Annotated in this window: 20 protein-coding genes, 1 tRNA gene and 2 pseudogenes; 10 read left to right on the top strand and 13 right to left on the bottom strand. The window is 56.1% G+C overall.

The features are described from left to right. Nucleotides 1-2: 2 nt before the first annotated feature. The 4 genes and pseudogenes from G0034_RS19185 to yghU form a co-directional block, all read right to left on the bottom strand. Nucleotides 3-350: a helix-turn-helix domain-containing transcriptional regulator gene (locus G0034_RS19185; RefSeq protein ID WP_045268661.1), complete on the bottom strand. Its 348-nt coding sequence runs from the start codon at nt 348-350 to the stop codon at nt 3-5. 12 nt (nt 351-362) lie between these two features. Continuing rightward, nucleotides 363-695, bottom strand: a complete 333-nt coding sequence (locus G0034_RS19180; protein ID WP_058689869.1) for a type II toxin-antitoxin system RelE/ParE family toxin — start codon at nt 693-695, stop codon at nt 363-365. Nucleotides 696-890: 195 nt separating this feature from the next. Further along, nucleotides 891-1,222: pseudogene (locus tag G0034_RS19175) on the bottom strand (glycine zipper family protein). Nucleotides 1,223-1,380: 158 nt separating this feature from the next. Then, nucleotides 1,381-2,250, bottom strand: coding sequence for a glutathione-dependent disulfide-bond oxidoreductase (yghU, locus tag G0034_RS19170; protein WP_014885224.1), 870 nt, complete (start codon nt 2,248-2,250; stop codon nt 1,381-1,383). A 183-nt stretch (nt 2,251-2,433) separates the two neighbouring features. Here yghU and gss point away from each other — a divergent pair, with 183 nt between their 5' ends. Further along, nucleotides 2,434-4,296: a bifunctional glutathionylspermidine amidase/synthase gene (gene gss, locus G0034_RS19165; RefSeq protein WP_063614122.1), complete on the top strand. Its 1,863-nt coding sequence runs from the start codon at nt 2,434-2,436 to the stop codon at nt 4,294-4,296. Between the two features lie 52 nt (nt 4,297-4,348). Here gss and pgaD read toward each other — a convergent pair whose 3' ends face one another. From pgaD to pgaA, 4 genes are read right to left on the bottom strand one after another with little or no spacing between them, the layout of a single operon-like run. Continuing rightward, nucleotides 4,349-4,780, bottom strand: a complete 432-nt coding sequence (gene pgaD, locus G0034_RS19160; protein ID WP_014885222.1) for a poly-beta-1,6-N-acetyl-D-glucosamine biosynthesis protein PgaD — start codon at nt 4,778-4,780, stop codon at nt 4,349-4,351. Then, complete coding sequence (gene pgaC, locus G0034_RS19155) at nt 4,777-6,108, bottom strand: poly-beta-1,6-N-acetyl-D-glucosamine synthase (RefSeq protein ID WP_023331300.1); 1,332 nt, start codon at nt 6,106-6,108, stop codon at nt 4,777-4,779. Before pgaC ends, pgaD begins: the two co-directional genes overlap by 4 nt. After that, entirely contained in the window at nt 6,101-8,050 is a 1,950-nt protein-coding gene (gene pgaB, locus G0034_RS19150) for a poly-beta-1,6-N-acetyl-D-glucosamine N-deacetylase PgaB (protein WP_179121201.1), read from the bottom strand. Before pgaB ends, pgaC begins: the two co-directional genes overlap by 8 nt. An 8-nt stretch (nt 8,051-8,058) precedes the next feature. Next, on the bottom strand, nt 8,059-10,497 hold the full coding sequence (pgaA, locus tag G0034_RS19145; protein ID WP_179121200.1) for a poly-beta-1,6 N-acetyl-D-glucosamine export porin PgaA: 2,439 nt from the start codon (nt 10,495-10,497) through the stop codon (nt 8,059-8,061). A 672-nt stretch (nt 10,498-11,169) separates the two neighbouring features. On the opposite strand from pgaA, the gene G0034_RS19140 reads away from it, so the two are divergent. Further along, nucleotides 11,170-11,697 carry a helix-turn-helix domain-containing protein gene (locus G0034_RS19140; RefSeq protein ID WP_045134821.1) on the top strand — a complete coding sequence of 176 codons (528 nt, stop codon included), beginning with the start codon at nt 11,170-11,172 and terminating at the stop codon, nt 11,695-11,697. A gap of 46 nt (nt 11,698-11,743) precedes the next feature. Here the strand turns inward: G0034_RS19140 and G0034_RS19135 are convergent, their stop codons facing one another. Further along, nucleotides 11,744-11,983, bottom strand: a complete 240-nt coding sequence (locus G0034_RS19135) for a 2-thiouracil desulfurase family protein (RefSeq protein ID WP_179121199.1) — start codon at nt 11,981-11,983, stop codon at nt 11,744-11,746. A 226-nt stretch (nt 11,984-12,209) separates the two neighbouring features. On the opposite strand from G0034_RS19135, the gene G0034_RS19130 reads away from it, so the two are divergent. After that, nucleotides 12,210-12,632 (top strand): hypothetical protein, encoded by a 423-nt coding sequence (locus G0034_RS19130; RefSeq protein WP_230278702.1) that lies wholly within the window; start codon nt 12,210-12,212, stop codon nt 12,630-12,632. Between the two features lie 140 nt (nt 12,633-12,772). On the opposite strand, the gene G0034_RS19125 is transcribed toward G0034_RS19130, so the two are convergent. Then, a tRNA-Phe gene (locus tag G0034_RS19125) sits at nt 12,773-12,848 on the bottom strand. A gap of 95 nt (nt 12,849-12,943) precedes the next feature. Continuing rightward, nucleotides 12,944-13,657, bottom strand: a complete 714-nt coding sequence (locus G0034_RS19120) for a DUF554 domain-containing protein (RefSeq protein ID WP_023331294.1) — start codon at nt 13,655-13,657, stop codon at nt 12,944-12,946. A 182-nt stretch (nt 13,658-13,839) separates the two neighbouring features. Between G0034_RS19120 and G0034_RS19115 the strand changes: the two are divergent. Then, nucleotides 13,840-15,974, top strand: a pseudogene (locus tag G0034_RS19115) (ornithine decarboxylase). Between the two features lie 54 nt (nt 15,975-16,028). Here the strand turns inward: G0034_RS19115 and G0034_RS19110 are convergent. Then, the gene (locus tag G0034_RS19110) at nt 16,029-16,721 is read right to left on the bottom strand and encodes a response regulator (RefSeq protein WP_023337769.1); all 693 of its coding nucleotides are present in this window, start codon (nt 16,719-16,721) and stop codon (nt 16,029-16,031) included. Beyond that, entirely contained in the window at nt 16,711-18,336 is a 1,626-nt protein-coding gene (locus G0034_RS19105) for an ATP-binding protein (RefSeq protein WP_179121198.1), read from the bottom strand. The genes G0034_RS19110 and G0034_RS19105 overlap by 11 nt, the downstream gene beginning before the upstream one ends. 347 nt (nt 18,337-18,683) lie before the next feature. On the opposite strand from G0034_RS19105, the gene G0034_RS19100 reads away from it, so the two are divergent. Genes G0034_RS19100 through citF form a run of 6 tightly spaced genes read left to right on the top strand, consistent with a single transcriptional unit; the run spans nt 18,684 to nt 24,668 of the window. Next, nucleotides 18,684-20,045 carry a 2-hydroxycarboxylate transporter family protein gene (locus tag G0034_RS19100; protein ID WP_179121197.1) on the top strand — a complete coding sequence of 454 codons (1,362 nt, stop codon included), beginning with the start codon at nt 18,684-18,686 and terminating at the stop codon, nt 20,043-20,045. Between the two features lie 17 nt (nt 20,046-20,062). Next, nucleotides 20,063-20,926, top strand: a complete 864-nt coding sequence (locus G0034_RS19095; protein WP_023337766.1) for a fumarylacetoacetate hydrolase family protein — start codon at nt 20,063-20,065, stop codon at nt 20,924-20,926. 10 nt (nt 20,927-20,936) lie between these two features. After that, the gene (citC, locus tag G0034_RS19090) at nt 20,937-21,959 is read left to right on the top strand and encodes a [citrate (pro-3S)-lyase] ligase (protein WP_179121196.1); all 1,023 of its coding nucleotides are present in this window, start codon (nt 20,937-20,939) and stop codon (nt 21,957-21,959) included. Between the two features lie 16 nt (nt 21,960-21,975). Beyond that, nucleotides 21,976-22,263: a citrate lyase acyl carrier protein gene (gene citD, locus G0034_RS19085; protein WP_179121195.1), complete on the top strand. Its 288-nt coding sequence runs from the start codon at nt 21,976-21,978 to the stop codon at nt 22,261-22,263. 1 nt (nt 22,264) lies between these two features. Continuing rightward, the gene (gene citE, locus G0034_RS19080) at nt 22,265-23,140 is read left to right on the top strand and encodes a citrate (pro-3S)-lyase subunit beta (RefSeq protein WP_014885206.1); all 876 of its coding nucleotides are present in this window, start codon (nt 22,265-22,267) and stop codon (nt 23,138-23,140) included. Nucleotides 23,141-23,150: 10 nt separating this feature from the next. Continuing rightward, a complete protein-coding gene (citF, locus tag G0034_RS19075; protein ID WP_179121194.1) occupies nt 23,151-24,668 on the top strand; it encodes a citrate lyase subunit alpha in 1,518 nt (505 codons plus the stop codon).

The following is a 24,668-nucleotide window of genomic DNA, read 5'->3' as shown; positions in this document are numbered from 1 at the left end:
CGTTACAAGGCCGCCTGATGCGGCCTTGTATTATCGTTTAACCCTGCTGTTGCAATTCGAGAAATCGGATATCCCGTTGCAGATGCCACTTCTGCGATACGCTTAAATGAGGGGTTACCGTTTGGTGAGAGTGATTTATAAAGTGATTCGCGAGAAATGCCAGCACGTTTTGCAATAACAGTCATCCCGCCAGAGGCTTCGATCACATGCCGTAAGGCGAGCATGAACGCCTCATAGCCTCCTGGCTCGTCAATTTCAATGAAAGCCTGGTGAAGATAGACGGGCGCGAAATCCGGAGAATCTTTCAGGAGTTGTACCATTGCGTCATCATGAAGTGCTGATTTAGCCATTGCGATTTCCTCTTATATTCTGCGCTTGTAGTCGTTGAGGTACTCAACGGCCCTTTCAATGTCTGCATTTTGCTTTTTTTTCGTTCCAGTCAATAGCACCAGACATACTGCGCCATCTGCCGGATCGGAGACTTCACTAAAATAGACACGATAACCGGGTCCCCGGTGAATTCTGAGCTCTGAAACACTCTCTCTGCATGGTTTGCAATCGCCATAGTTACCCGTCGACATTCTGGCGACACGCGTGGCAATCATGGCTTTTGCTATGGGATCTTTCAAACTTCGCAGATATGCATCAAAAGGATCATATCCATCAGCTGTAATGTAGTGTTTAACGTTAGCCATTATTGTAGCCTGTAGTTTACGATAAGCAAAGCATTGTAATCTTCAGGCTACGACAGGCAATTGTTTGCATCGTAATAACTGAGTGGGAAGATAATTTTCAGAAAGCGGATCGCAAAAACGAGAGATTTGGCAGGGGGGGGGATTATTGAACAACGCTGTGGCCGGGCAAAACGCAGCGCTGCCCGGCAATGCTTATCAATGGGTCGCTTCGCCAATCAGTGCACCCGTGCCCGCACCCACGGCCGCTCCTTTCAGCACACTCTTGCCCGTCACGGCAGCCGCTCCTGCGCCAACGACGGCACCCACGGCCCCCCCTTACGTGCGTCTTTACCTTTTTCGCCGTTTTTGAACATGGCACCTGTACCTGCGCCAACAACGGCACCGCCGACGGTGGATTTCAGATCTTTGCCTGTGGCCGCGCCAATGGCGGCGCCCGCTACCGCGCCAGCGGCGGTTTTGTCGATGGCCATTCCCGAGGTGGAAAAAAGGAGAGCGCTGATGACCAGCGTTGTTTTAAGAAGTTTCATAACAGATCCTTTGTGACTGCTGTCGGTTGATACGTCGTTTCTCACATCTGCGCGAGAAAAACGGCCAGATAGTGCCAGCAATTGCGGCTCAACCTTTAGGCTAATCATGCCCCTGGCAAGGATCTCATCTGCCGGGCGGTGGCCCGCCCGGCAAAGCATTACGCCTGACGCTTGTCTTCCGTGTTGGTATCGAAGTCGCTCGCCGCGTGGCGTTCGTGCAGTTGCTCGTTCAGCTCGCCGCTGGTGCGGTTAACGATGCGTCCACGCTTCACGGCATGGCGGTTCGCCACGTCTTTCGCCCAACGCTGGACGTTGGTGTACTTTTCGGCATCCAGGAACTCGGCGGCGTTATAGACGCTACCCAGGGCCACGCAGCCAAACCATGGCCAGATCGCCATATCCGCGATGGTGTACTCCTCGCCCGCCACGTAACGGCCGCGCGCCAGCTGTTTATCCAGCACGTCGAACAGGCGTTTGGCTTCCATGGTAAAGCGATCGATCGCGTACTCAATTTTCACTGGCGCGTAGTTGTAGAAGTGACCAAAACCGCCGCCCAGGAATGGCGCCGCGCCCTGCAGCCAGAACAGCCAGTTCAGCGTTTCGGTGCGTCCCGCCGGATCTTTCGGCAGGAAGTGACCAAATTTCTCTGCCAGATAGAGCAGGATATTGCCGGATTCAAAGACGCGCGTTGGTGGGGTCGTGGAGTGATCCCGCAGCGCCGGTATTTTCGAGTTCGGGTTCACTTCAACGAACCCGCTGGAGAACTGATCGCCCTCGCCGATGCGGATCAACCAGGCGTCATACTCCGCGCCCGTCACGCCCAGCGCCAGCAGCTCTTCAAGCATGATGGTTACTTTCTGGCCGTTAGGTGTTCCCAGCGAATAAAGTTGCAGCGGATGGGAGCCCACGGGGAGATCTTTCTCATGCGTCGCGCCCGAAATCGGGCGGTTAATATTGGCGAACGCGCCGCCGCCGTTCTTTTTCCATTCCCACACTTTCGGTGGCTGATAGGTGTTTTCGTCTGACATGTTGGCCTGCCTCTTTGGTGTTGTGTTGAGGCAGTTTAGCAGGTGGCAGGGGAACCGTTTAACGATGCGAGCGTAATGGACAGGGCAGGTGTATGATAATTCCACCTCTGTCAGGTTAATTACAACGTGCAGACGACGACAACCCTTCAAAAAATTGCCGCCTGCCTGTTTTAGGTTGGATACATGCGTAAAGGAAAGTTAAGCAGTGATGCGCCATTCGGGACGTTGTTAGGCTATGCGCCGGGTGGCGTGGCGATTTACTCTTCAAATTACGGCAGTCTGGACCCGCGAAAATACCCGGAAGATGCGGATTTTCGCAGTTATATCGGCAACGAATACATGGGCCACAAATGGCAGTGTGTTGAGTTTGCCCGCCGTTTCCTGTTCCTCAACTATGGTTTCGTGTTTACCGACGTCGGCATGGCGTGGGAGATCTTCTCCCTGCGCTTTTTGCGTCAGGTGGTGAACGATAACATCCTGCCCCTTCAGGCGTTTGCCAACGGCTCGAAGCGCGCGCCGCGCGCCGGGGCGCTGCTGATCTGGCAAAAGGGCGGTGAGTTTCATGAGACCGGCCACGTGGCGGTAATCACCCAGCTTCTGGACGACAAGGTGCGCATTGCAGAGCAGAACGTCCTGCACTCCCCGCTGCCGCTCGGGCAGCAGTGGACGCGCGAGCTGCGGCTGAGCGTGGAGAACGGATGTTACACAATCCATGACACCTTCAGCGACACGGAAATTCTCGGCTGGATGATCCAGACCGATGACACGGAACACAGCATTCCCCAGCAGGAAATCGACGGCGAACTGCTGAAAATTCGCGGTGCGCGGCTGAAAAACAAACGTCAGTTCGACGGAAAATGGCTCAACGAAAATGACGCGCTGCAGCAGGCGTATATCCGCGCGAACGGTCATGTGATCAATAAAGATCCCTGCCAGTACTTCACCATCACCGAAAGCGCCGAGCAGGAGCTGATCAAGGCCACCAACGAACTGCACCTGATGTACCTGCACGCGACGGACAAGGTGCTGAAAGATGACAATTTGCTGGCGCTTTTCGACATTCCAAAAATCCTCTGGCCGCGCCTGCGCCTCTCCTGGCAGTGGCGTCGTCACCATATGATCACCGGCCGTATGGATTTTTGCATGGATGAGCGCGGGATTAAGGTCTACGAGTACAATGCCGACTCCGCGTCCTGCCATACCGAGGGCGGGTTGATTCTCGAAGAGTGGGTGAAAAACGGTTATCGCGGCCACGGTCATAACCCGGCAGAAGGGTTGCTGGAAGAGCTGACCGGCGCGTGGAAACACAGCCACGCGCGTCCGTTCGTGCACATCATGCAGGACAACGATGTCGAAGAGGATTATCACGCGCTCTTTATTCAGCGTTCACTGCTGCAGGCCGGGTTTGAAACCAAAATTTTGCACGGGCTGGGGGCGCTAAGCTGGGATGCTGCCGGGCAGCTGATTGACGACGAAGGTCGCCACGTCAACTGCGTGTGGAAAACCTGGGCGTGGGAAACGGCGATAGAGCAAATCCGCGAGGTCAGCGAAACCGAATATGCCGCCGTGCCGATTCGGACCGGACATCCCGAGGGTGAAGTGCGCCTGATCGACGTCCTGCTGCGTCCGGAAGTGCTGGTCTTTGAGCCGCTGTGGACGGTGATACCGGGTAACAAAGCCATTCTGCCGGTACTGTGGCAGCTTTTCCCGAACCACCGTTACCTGCTCGACACCGATTTTGAGGTTAACGACCTGCTGAAACAGACCGGTTATGCCGTCAAGCCGATTGCCGGACGCTGCGGCAGCAATATCGATCTCATTAGCGCCCAGGACGAACTGCTGGATAAATCCAGCGGCAAGTTTATCGATCGCAAAAACATTTACCAGCAGCTGTGGTGCCTGCCAAACGTTGACGGCAAATACATTCAGGTCTGCACCTTTACCGTCGGCGGGAACTACGGCGGCACCTGTCTGCGCGGAGATGACTCGCTGGTGGTGAAGAAAGAGAGCGATATTGAACCGCTGATTGTGGTGAAGGATAAGTAACTCAGAACCGCTCGAAATAGCTCCCCGCAGACCATTCTGCGGGGACGTTTCTTCACTCTTCTTCCTCGTCCTGCTGACTGATCTTTAGATCAATAATACGGCCAATCCGATCGTGATAGACCGTCAGCAGGTTGTACTGGCTCATCTCGGAGATGATCTGTGGTGAGACATTAAAGCTGCGGGCCAGCTCCTCCTGGTGAAAATAGCCCGGCTGACGCCGTCTTACATGCGTGCGGCGGCGGTTGTACTGATACCACAAAATCAGCAGCCATCCGTTAAGCGCGGCGAACAGCAAATAGATCAACACCGTATTAAAGGAGGCAATAATGACGCTCCACCGGTGTTCACTCTCTTCGGTTAACTGCATCCACAGCCTGGCATACAGGAAAAACAGAAATCCTCCCCACGCCACCAGAGTTAACGCGGCATCGAAAAGACGTGGTAACAGCCGATGTTCAGTCAAAATTAAGGTATTTTCGTTCATTGAATGCTTCCTTTTCCCCGGTCCGGACTGATCCAGCGCGCGCGGGCACGCTGACGTTTAAGCATGACTTTCGGAAACGCGACGAGGGTAGTGAACAGGCCAATCATCCAGTACACCATCGGGAACCAAATCACCCAGAAAAGCGAGCTTGCCACCTTCCGCTCGTATCGCCGCTCGATGAACAAACTGACCAGGAACTGCAGCAGGCACATGACGCCCAACAGCAGACCGGTGAACGCGGGTGGGAACAGGGTCTCAACGGTCAGCCTGGCGGGAATCGGCGCGACCTGGCTGATAATGAACAGCAGTACCGTCATCGCGTAAGCGAACGCCCACAGCGTGGACAGCGCGTACTCCAGAAACAGGGGCCACATGCGATGATGCTCCCAGCGCACAACCTTGCGAAGGTTGACCAGAAACACCTCCGCGCCGCCCTGAGCCCAGCGCAGGCGCTGTTTCCACAGGCCTTTGAGCGTCTCCGGCATCAGGATCCAGCACAGCGCCCGCGGCTCGAAAAAGATATCCCAGTGGCGCAGCTGAAGCTTCCAGCTTATGTCGATGTCTTCCGTGATCATATCCGGGCTCCAGTACCCGACGTCCGCCAGCGCCTGGCGGCGAAAGGCGGCGATGACGCCGGACACGGTAAAGACCCGGCCATAGATCCGCTGCGTGCGTTTGATAAGGCCAATAATGGACGAGAACTCGCCCACCTGAATGCGCCCAATCAGCGAGGATCGCGTGCGAATGCGCGGATTGCCGGTGACCGCGCCGACGTGAGGATACTGAATCAGCGGGGCTACCAGATAAACCGCAGTGTCGCGGTCGAGCAGGGCGTCGCCATCAATGCAGACCAGGAGATCGCCCCGGGCTGCCGCGGCACCCGCTTTTAGCGCGACGGCTTTTCCCTGGTTTTCCGCGAGGTTAATTACCCGCAGGCGCGGCTGCTCCTGCGCCAGCTGCTGCAGCACGTCCGCCGTGTTATCAGAAGAGCCATCGTTAATGGCGATAACCTCTATATTCTTATACCGCTGATCCAGCGCGGCGCTGATGGTCTCTCTGGCGTTCCTTTCCTCATTGAAACAGGGGATCAGAATGGAAATAAGCGGCTCGCCAGCGAGCGAGGGTGGTGGGGTCTCTTTATCCCACGACCAGTGGCGTTCAAGCTGAAACCAGAAATAGAGTCCGCCGGTGACCCAGAGCACGGACATGAACAGCGGCCAGAAGAACACAAAATCCAGAATCAGTTCGCCGGTAAAAAGGGCGGCCACGCCTAAAGGCAACCCGAATACCAGACACAAAATAGAAAAAGCGATGATGCGATCAGTCATTGTCAGGGTACCAGTAGGAAGAAAATTCAGGCCTGATGCGGGAGATATCAGGCTGGTTGTTGATGAAATCGTCGGGGTAGTAGCCGTAGTTTTTTACGCCGTTCAGCTGGAGAACGCGCATCCACTGGACAAGCTGTTTATCGGAAACGGCACGCTGCGTTTTTTGCTCCCAGTCTCTGGCCTGCAGTTCGAAAATGGTTTTATCGAGCGCGCCGGGCCGTGCGGCGACCACGTTAACCAGACGCGTCAGCCAGGCGTCGCTTTCGTTCGCCGGAACGGACTCCATCAGCGGCATGGCCATCGGCACCGTCCAGTCATAGGCCGCCAGAAAATCATCAAAATTCTGTGCAAACCAGGCTTCGCTTTCAGGCTCCAGGATGGGTAAGACGAACATATTGCGTGCGGTTTTGATCTGCGGTCCCCGGATGTGCTTCACCGCCTGGCCCAGCGCACGGGTAAAGCCCATCAGCAGACGGCTTTTCTGACGCGTTGTGTCCTGAGCGGCGTCTTGTCCGGCATCGTCAACGTCCGTCAGCACCGCATCGTCATGGAACAAAATCCCATTGAAGGTGCTATAGCGGGCCAGATCTTCATAGATGTCCGTCACCTGCTGGCGAACCTGCGGGTTCCACGGGGAGAGCCGTATATAAGGTTCAGTGGCCTCGTGCAGCTGGCCCGTTTGACGATCCCGACGCTGCACGCGCGGCAGGGAGGGATCGAGATCGAACGAGAGCACCGGCATCCACGCGAAGACTTTCACCCCCGCACGGGTCTGGAGTTGCCAGGAGACAAAATTGAACAGATCGGCGCGGACCGGAAGCCGACGATTGGGGAAATAGAGCGCTTCGATCCGGCCATCGCCCTGCGGATCGGCAAACGCCTGCAGGAAAACATGGCTGATTTTCATGTCGTAAACTCGCTGGATCAGCCTGTTGATATTTTGGGTTTGCTGGGCCGGATCGGGATCGTAAACGTAGTCGAGGTCGACGTGCATGACGCGAACGGGATCGTGTTCCTGGATCTGGCTGACCGTACTGGCAAAGGTTTTTAGCGAAGGATTACCGGCGATCAGCAGACGGGGAATGTTGCCAGGGTCATTTACGTCCCCCAGACCGTCTTCCAGCGTAAAGGCCAGCTGGTAACCCTGTTGTCTGGCGATGGCGAGCGACGTACCGTTGGCGGCACCGTAAGGCCAGACCCAGGCGCGCGGTGCTTTGCCCGTCACCTGCGTGATTTTCTCGGTCACTTTATGCACGTCGTCGCCGATCCGCTGGCTGAACTGCCGATCGGTTTCATAGCGGCCCGTCGCCTTATCGTAAAAGCGATTGGCGATGGCAGGCTCGCGGCTTCCCTGAGGGTTAGCCACGATACCGTAATGGGAGGCCCAGGTATGTGAGCCGATCTCAATCAGCGGAGACTGGCTGAGCTCGCGCACCATGTCCCACGTTGCGAAGCGATCGCGGGGCGTCATCAGACCACCAAAATTGACCTTTTGATTTGCTGGCGTGTCCACCCAACTGCCTACCGGTGCCCACAGGGCAGGGACGTTCCAGGCCTGAAGCAGTGGCCAGACGCGGGTATAAAAGCTGCTGTAGCCGTCGTCAAAACTGAGCAAAACGGCTTTCGGCGGCAGCGTTTTTTTTCCGTCATGGGCATCCAGAATGTCCTGCACGCTGATGGCGTGATAGCCGTTATGCAAAAGCCAGCTTATTTGCTCGTTTAACGCGCTGGTGCGAACGGAGAGGTAGCGCTGATCGGCGGCATCATCTTCGACGTCGTGGTAGGCCAGCACCAGAAATCGATTCGTTGGCCAGGGCTTGCTCGCCTCCAGCTGGGGTCTCTCTTTGGGGGCAATAAACGGGAGTGCCTGGGCGCAAATGCTCGCGCTGAGGCAGAACCAGCCGATGAGTATCACACTCATGGAAAAACGTATGTTCAGCATATTCATCCTTAAAAGCGTAAAGTCGCATCAAACGTGACGGAGAGATTGCTCTCGCGCTTGCCGTCGTAAGGGCGTTTATCCCAGTTCAGCATCACGCCGGTATCGATGACGTTGTTCCACTGGATGCGTTGTCCGTAGCCCAGCAGGGTGATGGCCCCGGCGGACTGATTTTTCTGCCAGTAGCTGCCGCCGCCTGCCACGAACTGCTGGCTCCAGAGGGTGTCGTAATGGCGATACATCTCATGATCGACGGACAGAGCGGCCGTTACGGACAGATCCCGCGCCGGGTTGTAATAGAGCGTGTCCCGCAGGCTGTTTTTACTGGCGGCGATCCCCGGTTCGAGATCCAGCGTCAGGGACGGGGTTTGCCAGAGACGCTCCTTACCCGTAAGGGTGTATTCCTGACGGCGGTTGTGGTCTGAGAAGCGGCTGACGGCGGCGCTAAACTGATACTCACGTCGCTCGTTTTGATACCAGCGCACGCCGCCTTCCCCCCGGTTGGCGCTAATCCCGTTGCGTAATGCCCGTAAGGGCGTGGTGCGAGATACGCGTTCAAGGCTGCCGCTGAGCTGCCAGTTATCGGTGAGAAAGTAAGTTGTGGAAAGGCGAGCCCCCGGCTTGTTCGCGCCGTGATAGCGGTTGCTGGAGAGCTCGGCTTCGAGCTGGAGATCACGAGGCCGCCATTCCACGCCGCCCAGGAGATGGCGGCTGGTGCCTTTACCTTCATCGAAATTACCCTCTGCATAGCGGGTGCCGGCAAACAGCCGCCAGTTATCCGCAACTGGCGGGCCATAGAGCGTGGCGTCCCAGTTCAGGTCGTGCGTACCGCTGACGGGGTTATCGGAGTGCAAACCCTTGCTCGCATTGAGGCGCAGCTCGGACATATGATGAACCGTTCTGAGCCTGTCCAGACGACGGGCACTGCGATCGACCGGTGCGCGAGCAAGCACGTCGTCGGCCAGTAAATCCATCTCTTGCCACTCCTGTAGATCCATGGCGACGTAAGCCTGCTGTTGCTCAAGCTCCAGATTTGATGGCTCCAGCGCCTCCGCCATTTTCAGCTTCTGCTCGGCCGCACGCGGCAGGCCCCGCGCCTGTAGCAAAGTGGCGTAGTCAATCTGCAATCCCTGGTTGCCCGGCGCCGTTGTCGCCAGACGCTGAGTCAGCTTTTCGGCTTCAGGCAGGGCGTGGGTCGCCAGCAGATAGTTAAAACGGAGAGACTGCCCGGTGAGCCATCGATCGTTCGGCTGAGGGGTAGGGGAACCGAAATCGTAGCGGGTCCAGGGGACGTTACGGGTCTGGCGCTCTACATACTGGCGGGCGGCCCGATACTGCCCGGTATCCAGCCAGGCGTAGAAAAGCGCGTGCTCTTCGTCCTGCGGATCGGCGGCGTATTGCGGATAGCGTTGCAGAAGCGAGAAGGCGGCATCGGCGTTTTTCTCCTGCAGATACGCGGAGATAACCCAGCCGATTGCCCAGTCCGGCACCGGGTGCTGCGCTGCCGTAAGATCCTGATACTCGCTGATGACCCGCGGATAATCAGCATGGGCATACAGCGCGCCGAGCCGGTCTATACGCGCAAGGATGACATCTTCCGCCGCCTGCGGCTCGCTTTTCCAGCGAGAAAGCAGAACGTCGTAACGATTCAGCGCAGATTGCGCAAGCTGCAGGCGCTCCTTTTCTGTTCTGCCTGGCACATCGGCAAGGCGAACCCTTTCGGCGGCGGCGTTACGCTCAAGACGGCGACGCTCCGCCGGGGACAGCGGCACCCGCTGTGAAAGTACGAGCGCGGGGGTATTCACGCGGTTATCCGTCAGGGCGTCGACAAGCTCGCTGAGCAGGACATTATTCTCTGGCGCGGTAGCCAGTGCGCGCGTGTCCGCCAGAAGCCGATCCCAGCTTTTTCCCTGGCGTAACCAGACATACGAGAGCGTCTGAAGATGCGCCTGAGTGAGGTTTTGGGTGACCAGCTGCTGGGCTTCCTGCAGCGCGAGTGCATCCATGCGGGCATCGGCCAGGGTTTTGATATAGCCGATACGATAATCATCGTTATTCGGCGCAAGGCTGCACGCCTCTTTCCAGAGCGATAAGGCTGGCTGCCACGCTTTTTGATTTCTCCTGGCCTGGGCAACGGCAGCAACGCCGCGAGCGGGCAGCGGCATATAAATGCCATAACGCTGCCAGACCTCAATCACCTCATCATCATGACCTGCCCAGGATGCCACCTGTAACCAGTCTGCGACCTGTTCAGGCGTCAGGGCGTGCTGTTGCTGATAATGCTGCAGATAATCAAGAAACGGCGTGTAATTACCGTTACGCGCCTGTTGAATCTGTTGTTCATAAACGGATTCCGTTGCCTGAACCAGAACAGGAAAGAGTAATAACAGTAACAATAATCCCGGGGTGCGATAAAAGAATAACGTATTGAAGCGAAGCGATCTTTCCATATCTATTTGCCATTTGTTTATCATGAATCCATTGCATAACACGGCTGCCTTTTAACTGTGCGTTAAAGGCGATAAATGAGAACATTAAATCTGAATGCAGTAACGTTATGGGGTACTTACTTAAAGGTAATTATGGATCCTTATCTCGGTGGATTGGGTAAACGGTAATGTACACCTGATATGTTGCCGGATAAATATGGTGAATAGAGGGTGGGTGGTTTTGAGATAATTCTGTAGTGAGCGGTTTTTTATGATTATATTGAAGGGGTTTTGTATTTATAACATTATGATATTTAAGTATTTTATTTTTATTGTGACAAATTTGTTTATATTTTTAATGAGGCCTGGAAGCATCAATTAAAGTACTTTCTTGTGCATGTTTGGGAAGTTTCATGACAAAAATTCTTAATGTTTAGCGAAGTGTCTTTTCTGAGATTGTTTTTTATTTATAATTAATGTCAGACATTGAATGATGGTCTACAGGAAGTCTTACTCATCAATGTGTGTATTGAGGGATGTTCAAAGCCAGAATACATTTGTCGTTAATATAACAGCGCTATAAAACGAAGGCGGCCTTCTCTCGGAAGGAGCGTTCTTGCTTTAATCTAAAAGGGATGGTTAGTGGCAACTTCAATAGTGTTAGTGACTCAGGATCGCTATCTTGTCAGGGGCATGAGGCTTTTTTTTCCAGATATTATCCTGCTCGACTCGATTGACAGAAACATATTTGATAATGGTGCCGACGAATACTCTGTATTGATTGATAGTCGTTCTCCGCTCCGTTTATATGATTACCTGATACGCCATCCGGCCAGAACAAGGAAAACGATCTGCTGCGTTATGCTGGATATGCGACATCGCGAAGAGAATCTACTCAGTATGAAGTTGTTTATGAACACGTCGCTCACCGCGCCGGATATGGCGTCGCTGTTTAATCTGGTGCTCAACATGAAGGGCAGGCGTCTGACAACCAAATGGCTGCTTAACTTACGGCTTAGCACGCACGAGGCGATCATGCTGCGGTTGCTGAGGGCAGGGATGTCGATGGAAGCCGTTGCCGATGAGCTGAATACGTCGGTGAAAAGCCTCTACCGCAAACGAACGGCACTTTCGGAACGGCTGGGGGCGGAGAACTTCAATGAGGCGTGTTTGTTTATCTTTAAAAATAAACTGCTGGATGTGATTGGGAACGATCCCTAGATTGAAAAGAGATCAAAAGCAAAAACCCGCCTTTTGGGCGGGTTCTTTAAACAGTAGTGTTCGGACTCAGAATCGAATCAAGGACACGGGGATTTTCAATCCCGCCCTGACTCTGCGCAGTTTTCAACGCCAGCCACGCCGCCAGTTCCGGGCAGTGGGTGACCAGACGGCCTTCTTCGCGCCGGTATTGCAGCAGATCTGAGGAACAGGATTTATCGGTACCGTTGTAGCGGACAAGGTGCCCTGACAGGCAGGCGCTAAGCAGGATTATATCTTGGATGGGCATGGGAGATACCTTTGATAAGGTGCGTAGTAACGCGCTTATCTCGATACCGGCGGATATAAGGTGGCAGAAAATGAGCGGGTGGCGGTTGGATTTTGGGGGAGAGGAAACGCGTATTATAATGAAAAACGAACAGTATCTTCTGCTCTTTAACCCCGTTTATGAACTGCCAGAGGCTAAGCCATGTGTTTTATCCTGAGCGGGTGATACCAGAAGGAGACTCCTGGAAGTGATTGAAAAATTTAAAAGGACGTTAGAAATGAATAAATATCTGTCTGGTCTGTGTGTTGTTTCTTTTTTTTATTTTTCTTCAATAGGTTACGCGCACTCTGCGGGGCTAAATAAAGTTCAGGTTAGTATCAAACCCAGCAGCGCTAATAGAGGATATATCCCGGTAATTTCTAATGCAGATGAAATCGAGTCTTCTGATTTCAGGGAGTCGGACCTAAGGGAGATGCAGGATAGCCTGAGGAAGATGAAGTCCGACAACCGCAAAGTCGATGAGCTAACTCAGAAGGTTTTGCAGCTTGAGAGAAAGAATTCTGAGCAGGAGAGTAAGATCGAGCGTTTGCAAAGAAGCCTTGATGACATGAAGCGGAGCAACGACAACCTTTCAAATCAGGTCAGCAATTTATCCGGCAAAATTAAGTGATAAAAAAGAGCCACCGCCAGTATTAACTTATCGGGCTATTAGCGTAAGCGTGCCTGCATTAAAGCCACGCTTATCAGCGCACAGAAATCGGCCGTAGCCATAAAGCAAAAACCCAGCCATAGGCTGGGTTTTCTAAATAGTGGTGCCCGGACTCGGAATCGAACCAAGGACACGGGGATTTTCAATCCCCTGCTCTACCGACTGAGCTATCCGGGCAACGGGGCGCATTAAACCTGATCTGCTTCCTGTCGTCAACGAAAAATGTTGTTTTCGTTACGGACTGCGCAATCTCTCGCCATTTCGCCGCACTCTTAAGCGAAAAAGCGCGTCCAGAGCGCTGAGAGCGGCATGGCGATCAGCAGCGCGGGCAGCATATTCACCACGGCAAACATCTTAATCCCGCAGATGCGTAACCCGGTCGCCAGCAACAGCAGGCCGCCGACGGCAGTAAAGTCCGCCATCATTGCCGGCGTAGTCAGCGGGAGTATCAGCGCGGCGCAGGTGGCGAGAGCCAGCTGAATCAGCAGCATCGGGACGCAAATTGCCGCGACGGCGATACCGAGCGTGGTGGCAAAAATGGTGGCGGTGAAGAAATCGAGAAACGCTTTCGCAATTAATATACTCGGGTCGCCCGTCATCCCTTCCTGCATCGAACCGAATATCCCGGTGCCGCTGGCACAAAACAGAATAATGATCGCAACGTAGTTCTGAATAAACGACTCGTGCGAACCGTTTTTCGCCTTACCGGGTCGGGCAATCAGGTTTTTGGCTTTGCCTACCGCGTTATTGATGCCTTTTTCCAGATAGCAAAATTCGCCAATCAGCGCGCCGAGCAGCGTTGCCAGCACCATGACGGGCAGGTTGGCGCATTTGATGACTAAAAGGATGCCGATGCCCAGCGAGGCCAGGCCAAAAATAGACGGCATGGAGGTACGAATACGCTCCGGTAGCCGCTGGCTTAACACGCCGCCAAGTATGCCGCCCAGCAGCACTGCGCCGGCGTTGATAAAGGGTCCAATTACCACCGCTAACTCCTGTTACTTAATCATTGGTATTGCATGATTATGACACGCAAAGCGGGCATTACGCTTAGCTTTGGAAGGTTTTGTGCATATTGATTCCTTCTTGCACCTCAAAATAAAAGGTGACATTATTGCGCGAATTTTCTCCTCCCTGTCTCACCATTCGGTGAGGGTAACTAGCGCCTATGAAAACCATGAAAATTGCCGTCAGCCGCGAGCTGCTCTCCACTGTCTCAACCCACCGTGAAAAGGTGACGCTGGATAACACGGATTTTACCGATGTGGCGGCAGTCGTCATGACAAATGCTGAAAGTCGCAGCGGTATTCTCGCGTTGCTGAAACGCACGGGCTTTCAGTTACCGGTGTTTATTTTCTCGCAGGAGCAAACGGACGTGCCTGACGGTGCTACCGCGGTCATCTCGGGAAAAGCGCAGGAGTTTCTGGAACTGGAGACTGCTGCCAGCCGTTACGAAGAGAATCTGCTGCCGCCGTTTTTCGACACCCTGAGCCAGTACGTGGAGATGGGTAACAGCACCTTCGCCTGCCCTGGTCACCAGCACGGGGCGTTTTTCAAAAAGCATCCGGCGGGACGACAGTTTTTTGATTTCTTCGGTGAGAACGTGTTTCGTGCCGACATGTGCAATGCTGACGTAAAACTCGGGGATTTACTGATCCACGAAGGGTCCGCCAAGCATGCGCAAAAGTTCGCGGCGAAAGTGTTCAATGCCGATAAAACCTACTTCGTGCTGAACGGCACGTCGGCGGCCAACAAGGTGGTGACCAACGCGCTGCTGACCCGCGGCGACCTGGTGCTGTTCGATCGCAATAACCATAAATCTAACCACCACGGGGCGCTGATTCAGGCAGGGGCCACGCCGGTGTATCTTGAGGCTGCGCGTAATCCATTTGGCTTTATTGGCGGGATTGACGAGCACTGTTTTGATGACGCGTACCTGCGCGATCTTATCCGCGAGGCTGCGCCGGAGAAAGCCGACGAGGCGCGTCCGTTCCGCCTGGCGATCATCCAGCTTGGCACCTATGACGGCACGATCTACAACGCCCGTCAGGTGATCGACAAGATCGGCCATCTGTGTGATTACATCCTGTTTGACTCTGCCTGGGTGGGCTACGAGCAATTTATTCCGATGATGGCGGAAACATCTCCGCTGTTGCTGGAGCTGAACGAGAACGATCCTGGCATTTTTGTGACCCAGTCGGTGCATAAGCAGCAGGCCGGGTTCTCGCAAACGTCGCAGATCCATAAAAAGGATAACCACATTCGTGGCCAGGCGCGGTTCTGCCCCCATAAGCGGCTGAACAATGCGTTTATGCTGCACGCCTCCACCAGCCCGTTTTATCCGCTGTTTGCAGCGCTGGATGTGAATGCCAAAATTCATGAAGGCGAGAGTGGGCGCAGGCTGTGGGCGGAGTGTGTTGAGCTGGGCATTGAGGCGCGCAAGGCGATCATTGCCAACTGTCATATGATTAAGCCGTTTATCCCGCCGGTGGTGGCGGGGCGGCCGTGGCAGGATCATCCGACGCACGCCATTGCCAGCGAGCGCCGCTTCTTCAGCTTCGAGCCGGGGGCGAAATGGCACGGGTTTGCGGGTTATGCCCGCGAGCAGTACTTTGTCGACCCGTGCAAGCTGCTGCTGACCACGCCGGGTATTGATGCGGAAACCGGGGAATATACCGGGTTCGGTATTCCGGCGACCATTCTTGCGCACTACCTGCGCGAAAACGGCATCGTGCCGGAGAAATGCGATCTCAACTCAATCCTGTTCCTGCTGACGCCAGCTGAAAGCAGCGAGAAGCTGGCGCAGCTGGTGGCAATGCTGGGACAGTTCGAGCAGCATATTGAAGACGATACGCCGCTGTCGGACGTACTGCCGACCATCTACCAGAAATATCCGGTGCGCTACCGGGATTACACCCTCCGCCAGTTGTGTCAGGAGATGCACGATCTTTATGTCAGCTTTGACGTAAAAGATCTGCAGAAGGCGATGTTCCGAAAAGAAAGCCTGCCTGAGGTGGTGATGAATCCACAGGATGCGAACCAGGCCTACATTCGCGGTAACGTGGAGCTGGTGCGCATACGGGATGCCGAAGGGCGGATTGCTGCCGAAGGGGCGCTGCCCTATCCGCCTGGCGTGCTGTGCGTGGTGCCGGGTGAGGTCTGGGGCGGGGCGGTACAGCGTTACTTCCTGGCGCTGGAAGAGGGCATCAACCTGCTGCCGGGCTTCTCGCCGGAGCTGCAGGGGTATACAGCGAGAAGGATGCGGACGGGATTAAACGGCTGTATGGGTATGTGTTGAGGTAGTGCGGGCTGCTGCCCTCACCCTAACCCTCTCCCACAGGGAGAGGGAACGTTTCATCAAACCGCACTACGCTTGTACATCCTCCTTGGATGCCCAATCTTCCCGTACAGCATCTCCACGCTCAGAAACCCCGCCTCCACGCAGTGCTCCAGATAGCGCCGGGTAGTGGTTTTACTCAACCCCGTTTCGCTCACCACCTCATCCACGGTAAAGCAGTGCGTCGCCTTGTCGTTGAACAGCGCCTGCACCCGGGCCAGCGTATTCTCCTCAATCCCTTTGCTGCCGTTGTCCTGGCGGTAGTTCTTCGCCTGGAGTTGATACAGTGAATCGACGTTTTGCTGATCGACAATCTTCCAGACGCGCTGCTGTTCGGCAAATTGCACAAAGCGCTCCAGCGACTGGCTGAGGCGCTTCCAGGAAACCGGCTTGAGGATATAGTCAAACGCGCCGTTGCGGATGGCCTGGCTGCAGGTGTCCATATCGCTGGCGGCGGTGATGAAAATCACCGAGCAGTTGGCGCGGGTCAGCATCGGGTTACTGATAAGGGTGATGCCTTTGCCGTCCGGCAGATAGTTATCCAGCAGCATCAGCTGAGGCTGTTTACGCTCAAGCTGAACCTGCGCGTCGGCCAGTGACGAGGCAATCCCCACCAGTCTCAGACGCGGGTGTTTGCTGATGAGCTCCGCGTGCAGCTGTGCCAGTTCGTTCTCGTCTTCAACAATCAGTACGTCGATAAGTTCATGTTGCATAGTCGGTGTCTTCCAGTTGCCGGACGGTTCCCGAGGCCGGGATAAACAATGAGAAAATGGCGCCGCGTGGGGTATTATCGGCAACTTCTATCGCGCCGCCAGCCTGCGTAACGTAGCTTTCGATCAGATACAGACCAATCCCATGATCGCCGCGTGTTTTGGTGGTGATGCCGCGTTCAAAGATCCGCTCACGGATCTCCGGTTTAATGCCTACGCCCTGGTCGGCGACTTCAATAATCAGCTCCTGCTCGCTGAGTTTTATCAGCACTTCCACCGGGGCATGGGGAAGCGGCGAGCGCTGTGTTGCTTCGATGGCGTTATCCAGCAGGTTACCAATAATCGAAATCAACTCTTGCTCCCCAAGCGGCAGGAACGGCTTATCCAGCCGACAGGCCGGGTCGAAACTCAGCTCGACGCCTTTTTCCCGCGCTCGGGCGGCTTTCCCGAGCAGCAGGCCGCACAGGGTCGGGGAGCAGAAGCGCGACGAGATAAAGTCCAGCAGCTCCTGGGCATGTTCCGACTGCGCCTGTATGTAGCCAATCGCCTGCTCATAGCGGCCCATATGCAGCAGGCCGGAGAGGGTGGTCATCCGGTTTAACTGCTCGTGGCGCATAATGCGCAGGTTATCGACATAGCGTTTTACCTGGCTGAGCTGGGCGCTCAGAGAGTCGATTTCGTTGCGATCGCGGAAGGTGATCACCCAGCCCTGTAGCGAGCCCTCAAGCATGATGTGAACCCGGCTGGCAATCACCGTGAGATCGTTAAAACGGCAAATCTCATCGTGGGTATCTTTAGCCAGCATCGTCTGCGTGTCGAAGAACGGGACCGGGTCGATCACCTGGCTTATCAACTGCCCGCGCAGTTCACGCGCCGGCTGGCTCAGCCCCAGCAGTTTGCGCGCCGCCTGGTTGATCACTTCTATGCGCCGCTCGTTATCAATGGCAATCACCCCTTCGTAGATAGATTCCATCATCGCCTTTTGCTGACGTACCAGCAGGCCGATTTCTCGCGGTTCGAGGGAGAAGATCTGCTTCTTTATACTGCGGGTAAAGAACCAGGAGAAGATAAAGAGGGCCAAAAGCAGCAGTACGGCGGCAATCAGGATATTGACCACTTTACTGACGGTAATGGTATCCAGGTAGCTGGTGAGATAGCCCACGGAAACAATGCCAACCACCTGCCCGGCATCGTTGAAGATAGGGGCTTTACTGCGCAGCGAAATACCCAGTCCGCCTTTACGGATGGTTGTCGTGCTTTTCCCCTGCAGGACGGCCTCATTGTCGCCGCCAACCAGCGTCGTGCCCACTCTGTCGGCAAAGACGGAATGAAAAAGGTGCTTTCCCGTGTTATCTCCAATGACAATAAAGCTGGCATCGCTATGGGCAGCCATTTTCTGCATAAAATCATGGATCGCGGTGATATCTTTTTGTTCAACTTCATTGCGTAATGACGGAATAAGCGCAATCTCCTCCGCCTGTATTTTTGCGCGCGCACTCATTTCCTGATAAAGCTGCTTACCGACATCGGCATAATAATATCCGCCCAGTAACGCAAAAAGCACTGAGAAAAAGGCAACCAGCGAAATAAACAACTTAATCTGGAAAGAGACTTTCATAACTATCACGCAAGGTAGCGACAAAGATCGCCAATATATCATCTTTTTTTCTATGGCCGCCTGCGCTTTGCCGAAAACTTGTGATCCCTTGCACAGCGGGGGCTGTAAAATGTTTTTCCTGAGGACTTAACTCGTTCAGGCTATATGAATAAATGTTATTTGTTTGTTCGGTTCAGAAAAGAAACCATAAAAACCACGATAATAAATAAGGCATAAATCACATTAAATAAAAGAAACCATTAAAACCATAGTGGCCATTAAAACTTCGCTTTTAATATGTCATCCCTCACATAAAGTAAGCCTTTGTGACTCTAAGCTGAACGCACAAAATAACCAAGGGGCTTATTATGAGCACAACTGACGATTCTTTCTCTGTTACCCACGACCCGATTGAAATTCAGCGACCCTCGCTCAAAGAGCGTTGGTGGCATATTATGGATACCTGGAAAATCGGGATTATCCCTCTGCCGCTGTTTGTTCTGGCGGGCGCACTGATTGCGATTGATTGTCTGGGCGGAAAGCTGCCGAGCGACATCGTGGTGATGGTAGCGACCCTGGCCTTCTTCGGCTTTGCCTGCGGTGAGTTTGGCAAGCGCCTGCCGATTGTCGGCAAGCTCGGTGCGGCGGCGATTTGCGCCACCTTTATCCCTTCCGCGCTGGTCTATTACGGCCTGCTGCCGGATGTGGTGGTCGAGTCCACCACGAAGTTCTATAAATCCACCAATATTCTCTATCTCTACATCTGCTGCATTATCGTCGGCAGCATCATGAGCATGAACCGCACGGTGCTGATTCAGGGCTTCCTGCGCATCTTCTTCCCGATGCTGTGCGGTGAAATTGTCGGCATGCTGGTGGGGATGGGCGTTGGTCTCGCGCTGGGCCTGGAGCCGTTCCAGATCTTCTTCTTTATCATTCTGCCCATTATGGCGGGCGGTGTCGGGGAAGGCGCAATTCCGCTTTCCATCGGTTATGCCACCCTGCTGCACATGGACCAGGGCGTAGCGCTCGGCCGCGTGCTGCCGATGGTGATGCTCGGCGGTCTGACCGCGATCATTATCTCCGGTTGCCTGAACCAGCTTGGTAAGCGCTACCCGCACCTGACCGGTGAAGGCCAGCTGATGCCTAACCGCGCCAATGCCGATGCCACCGTCTCTCAGCCTGCGTTCTCCGGTAAAGCGGACGTGACCACTATCGCCTCTGGCGCGCTGCTGGCGGTGCTGCTCTACATGCTGGGCATGCTCGGCCACAAGCTCATTGGCCTGCCTGCTCCGGTCGGCATGCTGTTTATGGCGGTGCTGGTGAAGCTCTGCAACGGCGCCTCTCCGCGCCTGCTGGAGGGCTCGCAGGTGGTATACAAATTCTTCCAGACTTCCGTGACCTACCCCATCCTCTTCGCCGTCGGCGTGGCTATCACCCCATGGCACGAACTGGTGGCGGCGTTCACCGTCAGCAACCTGCTGGTGATTGTCAGCACCGTTTCGGCGCTGGTGGCGACCGGCTTCTTCGTCGGCAAAAAGATCGGTATGCATCCGATTGATGTCGCCATCGTCTCCTGCTGCCAGAGCGGGCAGGGCGGTACCGGCGACGTGGCGATCCTGACCGCAGGCAACCGCATGAGCCTGATGCCGTTCGCCCAGATTGCTACCCGTATCGGCGGAGCGATTAACGTCTCTGTCTCTCTGCTGATTCTGGGCAACTTCCTCGTTTAAGTTTTCAGGAAAGAACAATGAAACTCGCAAGCTTTTTATACCAGGGAAAACGCAGCTACGGCATCGTCCAGGCCGACGGCGTGATTGATTTAGGCCGCCGTCTCGGCGACCGCTACAGCGACCTCAAGGCGCTGCTGGAGGGCAACGGGCTGGCGCAGGCCACCCGCTACCTGAACGACGCGGTGGACGTGCCGATGAGCGCTATCACCTTCTTACCGGTGATTGAGCAGCCGGAAAAAATTCTCTGCGTGGGCATGAACTACGCCGACAAGCGCAAGGAGTTTGACCAGCATAACCCGGCCCCGACGCTGTTTGTCCGCTTCCCGGATTCACAGACCGGCCATAACGAACCGGTGCTGAAGCCGCGCCACTCCAGTGAATTCGACTACGAAGGCGAGCTGGCGGTGATCATCGGCAAAGGTGGGGAGAACATCAGCCGCGACGACGCGCTGCGCCACGTGGCGGGCTACAGCTGCTACATGGACGGCTCCGCCCGTGACTGGCAGCACACCTGGTTTACAGCCGGAAAAAACTGGCGTCAGACCGGCGCGTTTGGCCCCTGGATGGCGACGGCGGATGAGATCCCGGATCCGCACCAGCTGGCAATCCGCACCTGGCTGAACGGCCGCATGGTGCAGGAAGACAACACCAGCAGCATGATCCACAAGGTTGCGGAGCTGATCGAGTACATCAGCACCTTCACCCGCCTCAGCCCGGGCGATGTGATCATCACCGGATCCCCGGGCGGGGTGGGGAAAAAGCGTAACCCGCCGCTGTTTATGAAAGAGGGCGATCGCATTGAGGTGGAGATCGAGCATATCGGTCATCTGAGCAACGTGATCGTGGAAGCGCCCGCCGTCGGGCTTGCGGCAGCACACTGAGTAAAACGGCATGAACAGTCAACCCATCGATTTTCGCCACACTCTGGTGGCGAAGCATCCGGAACGCTTAAGCCAGATTCGCTACCTGCTGGCAGACAGCGGCCTTGGCCTGGACAACGACATCACGCTGTTTGTCGAAGCCTGGTCCGGCTCGCTGCTGGTGGGTTGCGCAGGGCTTGCCGCCAACGTCATCAAATGCGTGGCGGTCAACGAGCAGCTTCGCGGCGAGAACCTCAGCGCGCGGCTGCTGGCTGAGGTGGAAAATGCGGCGCTGGAGCGCGGCCATTTTCACCTCTTCCTCTGCACCCGTCCGTGCAACCGGGAGCGCTTTGCCCGCAGTGGCTTCTGGCCGATTGCCCAGAGCGGAAACAACGCGGTGCTGATGGAGAACACCCCGCAGGGGATCGAACGCTACTGCCGTTCCCTGCGCGCGAAGCGCAAAAGCGGGGAGAACATTGGCGCGATAGTGATGAACGCCAATCCTTTCACCCTCGGCCATCGCCATCTGGTGGAGCGGGCGGCGCAGCAGTGCGATGCGCTGCATCTCTTCGTGGTGCGTGAAGATGCGTCGTTCTTCCCGTTTAGCGCGCGCATTGAGATGGTGCGGGCGGGCGTGGCACATCTGCCGAACGTGGTGGTGCATGAAGGCTCGCAGTACATCATCTCCCGCGCCACCTTCCCGGCCTACTTCCTGAAGGAGACCGGCAAAGTGCAGCAGGCGTGGAGTGAAATCGACGTGCTGATTTTCCGCGACTTTATTGCCCCGGCGCTGGGCATCACTCACCGCTTCATCGGCTCGGAGCCCTTTTGCGATATCACCCGGCAGTACAACCAGACGCTGCACGACCTGCTGGCCTCGCATATTGAGGTGGTGGAAATGCCGCGCATCAAGGCCACCGGCAACGCCATTTCCGCGTCCGAAGTGCGCCGTTTACTCAAGGCACAGCAGTTTTCCCGGATCCGGGAGATTGTCCCGGACTCCACCTTCGCGCATCTCGAAACGCATTACCGTGCGAGTGCCGAAGTCGCATAACTACCAGGAATTTATCATGAATATTGTAAGGGAGGCGCTGGCCGGCACGCAGGAGTCCAGCGACCTGATGGTGAAAATCGCTCCCGCTCACGGCGAGCTGGAGATAGTCATCCACAGTGAAGTGATTAAGCAGTTTGGCGAGCAGATTCGCCAGGTGGTCAACGACACATTGCGCGCCATGAACGTGCACCAGGGACTCATCATTATTGAAGATAAAGGGGCGCTGGACTGTGTTATTCGCGCCCGCCTGCAAAGCGCGCTGATGCGTGCCGCCGATGATCAAACCATCAACTGGGGGCGCTGAAATGAGCAAACTCCGCCGCAGTATGCTGTTCCTGCCGGGCGCCAACGCCGCCATGCTTTCCACCGCCTTTATCTACCGGCCTGATTCCATCATGTTTGACCTGGAAGACGCCGTTGCCCTGCGCGAGAAAGACACCGCGCGCATGCTGGTGTTCCACGCGCTACAGCACCCGATGTATCAGGATATCGAAACCGTGGTGCGCATTAACCCGCTGAGCACGCCGTTTGGCCTGCTGGATCTGGAAGCCGCCGTGCGGGCGGGCGTGGACGTGATTCGCCTGCCGAAAACGGACACCCCGGACGATATCTACGAGCTGGAGGGGCACCTGGCGCGTATTGAACGCGAGTGCGGCCGCGAAGTCGGCTCTACCCGCGTCATGGCGGCGATTGAATCGGCCATTGGCGTGATAAATGCCGTGGCGATTGCCCGCAGCTCCCCGCGCCTCATCGGCATCGCGCTGGCCGCCTTTGATTATGTGATGGATATGCAGACCGAGCGCGGCGACGGCACCGAGCTGTTCTACGCCCGCTGCGCCGTATTGCACGCCGCCCGTGCGGCGGGCATCGACGCCTTCGACGTGGTGTGGTCAGACGTTAACGACGAGGCCGGGTTCCTGCGCGAGGTCGATCTGATCCGCAAGATGGGCTTTAACGGCAAATCGCTGATTAACCCGCGCCAGATTGACCTGCTGCATAACGCTTACGCCCCGACGCAGGAAGAGGTGGAACACGCGAAGCGAGTGATTGAGGCGGCAGAAGAGGGCGAGCGTAACGGCCTGGGCGTGGTGTCGCTCAACGGCAAAATGGTGGATGCACCGATTATTAACCACGCGCAGGTGGTGCTGGAGCGCGCGGCGGCCTCCGGCGTGCGTCGGTAAGGATGACAGAATGAACCAGACTGAACTTCTCCATATGAATTTCCCCCATCTGCGGGGCTTAAAACCGTTTGATACCGCCCACAGCGCGACGCCGTGGCTGGCGGATGCTGACGCGAAGCACCGCCGCAAACTCTGCGCCTCCGTTGAAGAGGCGGTGAAGCGCTGCGGCCTGCAGGACGGGATGACCATCTCTTTCCACCACGCGTTTCGCGAAGGCGACCGGGTGATCAACACCGTCGTGGCGCTGCTGGCGCGAATGGGTTTCAAAAACCTGACGCTGGCCTCCAGCTCGCTGATGACCTGCAATGACGCGCTGATCGAGCATATTGAAAGCGGCGTCATCACCCGGATTTACACCTCCGGAATGCGCGGCAGGCTGGCGGATGCCATCTCCCACGGGCTGATGGACGAGCCGGTGCAAATTCACTCCCACGGCGGGCGCGTGAAGCTCTTGCAGGACGGCGAGCTGAATATCGACGTGGCGTTTCTCGGCGTGCCGTGCAGCGATGAGTTTGGCAACGCCAACGGCACCCACGGTAAATCCTGCTGCGGCTCGCTGGGCTACGCCATGGTGGATGCGCACTTTGCCCGCAAGGTGGTGCTGCTGACCGAAGAACTGGTGCCGTTCCCCAATATGCCCGCCAGCCTGGTGCAGGACCAGGTGGACTACATCGTGCAGGTTGAGAGCGTCGGTGACCCGGCGAAAATCAGCGTTGGCGCGGCGCGCGTCACCAGCAACCCGCGCGAGCTGATGATCGCCCGCTATGCGGCGGACGTGATTGAACATTCCGGCTACTTTAACCCGGGCTTCTCAATGCAGACCGGCTCCGGCGCGGCGGCGACCGCCTGCACGCGTTTTATGGAAGAGAAAATGGAGCGCAGCGGCGTGAAGGCGCGCTTCGCGCTTGGCGGCGTCACCGGCAGCCTGGTGGATTTGCACGAGAAGGGGCTCATCGAAAAGCTGCTCGACACCCAGTGCTTTGACGGCCAGGCGGCGGCGTCTCTGGCGCGCAACCCGAACCACGTGGAGATCTCCACCAATGTTTACGCCAACCCCGGCAGCAAGGCGGCAAGCTGCGACCAGCTCGACGTGGTGATCCTCAGCGCCCTCGAAATCGACGTTGATTTCAACGTCAACGTCATCACCGGCTCCGACGGCGTGATGCGCGGCGCGTCCGGCGGACACTGCGACGTGGCCGCTGCGGCGAACCTCACCATCGTCGTCGCGCCGCTGCTGCGCAGCCGCATTCCGACGGTCGTGAAGCGCGTCACCACGCGCCTCACGCCGGGTGAGAGCATCGACGTGCTGGTCACCGATCACGGCATTGCGGTTAACCCGGCTCGCACGGAGGTGCGTGAGCGGCTGATAGCTGCCGGGCTGAAGATTGTGGATATCAACGCGCTCTATGAACGGGCGATATCGCTGACGGGCGTACCAAAGCCGATTGAGTTTACCGACAAAATCGTCGGGGTGATCCGCTACCGCGACGGCAGCGTGATCGACACCGTGCGACAGGTGAAGGAGTGA

It is taken from the genome of Enterobacter sp. T2, from assembly GCF_010692925.1.
Classification (GTDB): domain Bacteria; phylum Pseudomonadota; class Gammaproteobacteria; order Enterobacterales; family Enterobacteriaceae; genus Enterobacter; species Enterobacter kobei.
Note: the sequence above shows the minus strand (reverse complement) of the source record. Positions and strands in the feature narration are given on the sequence as shown.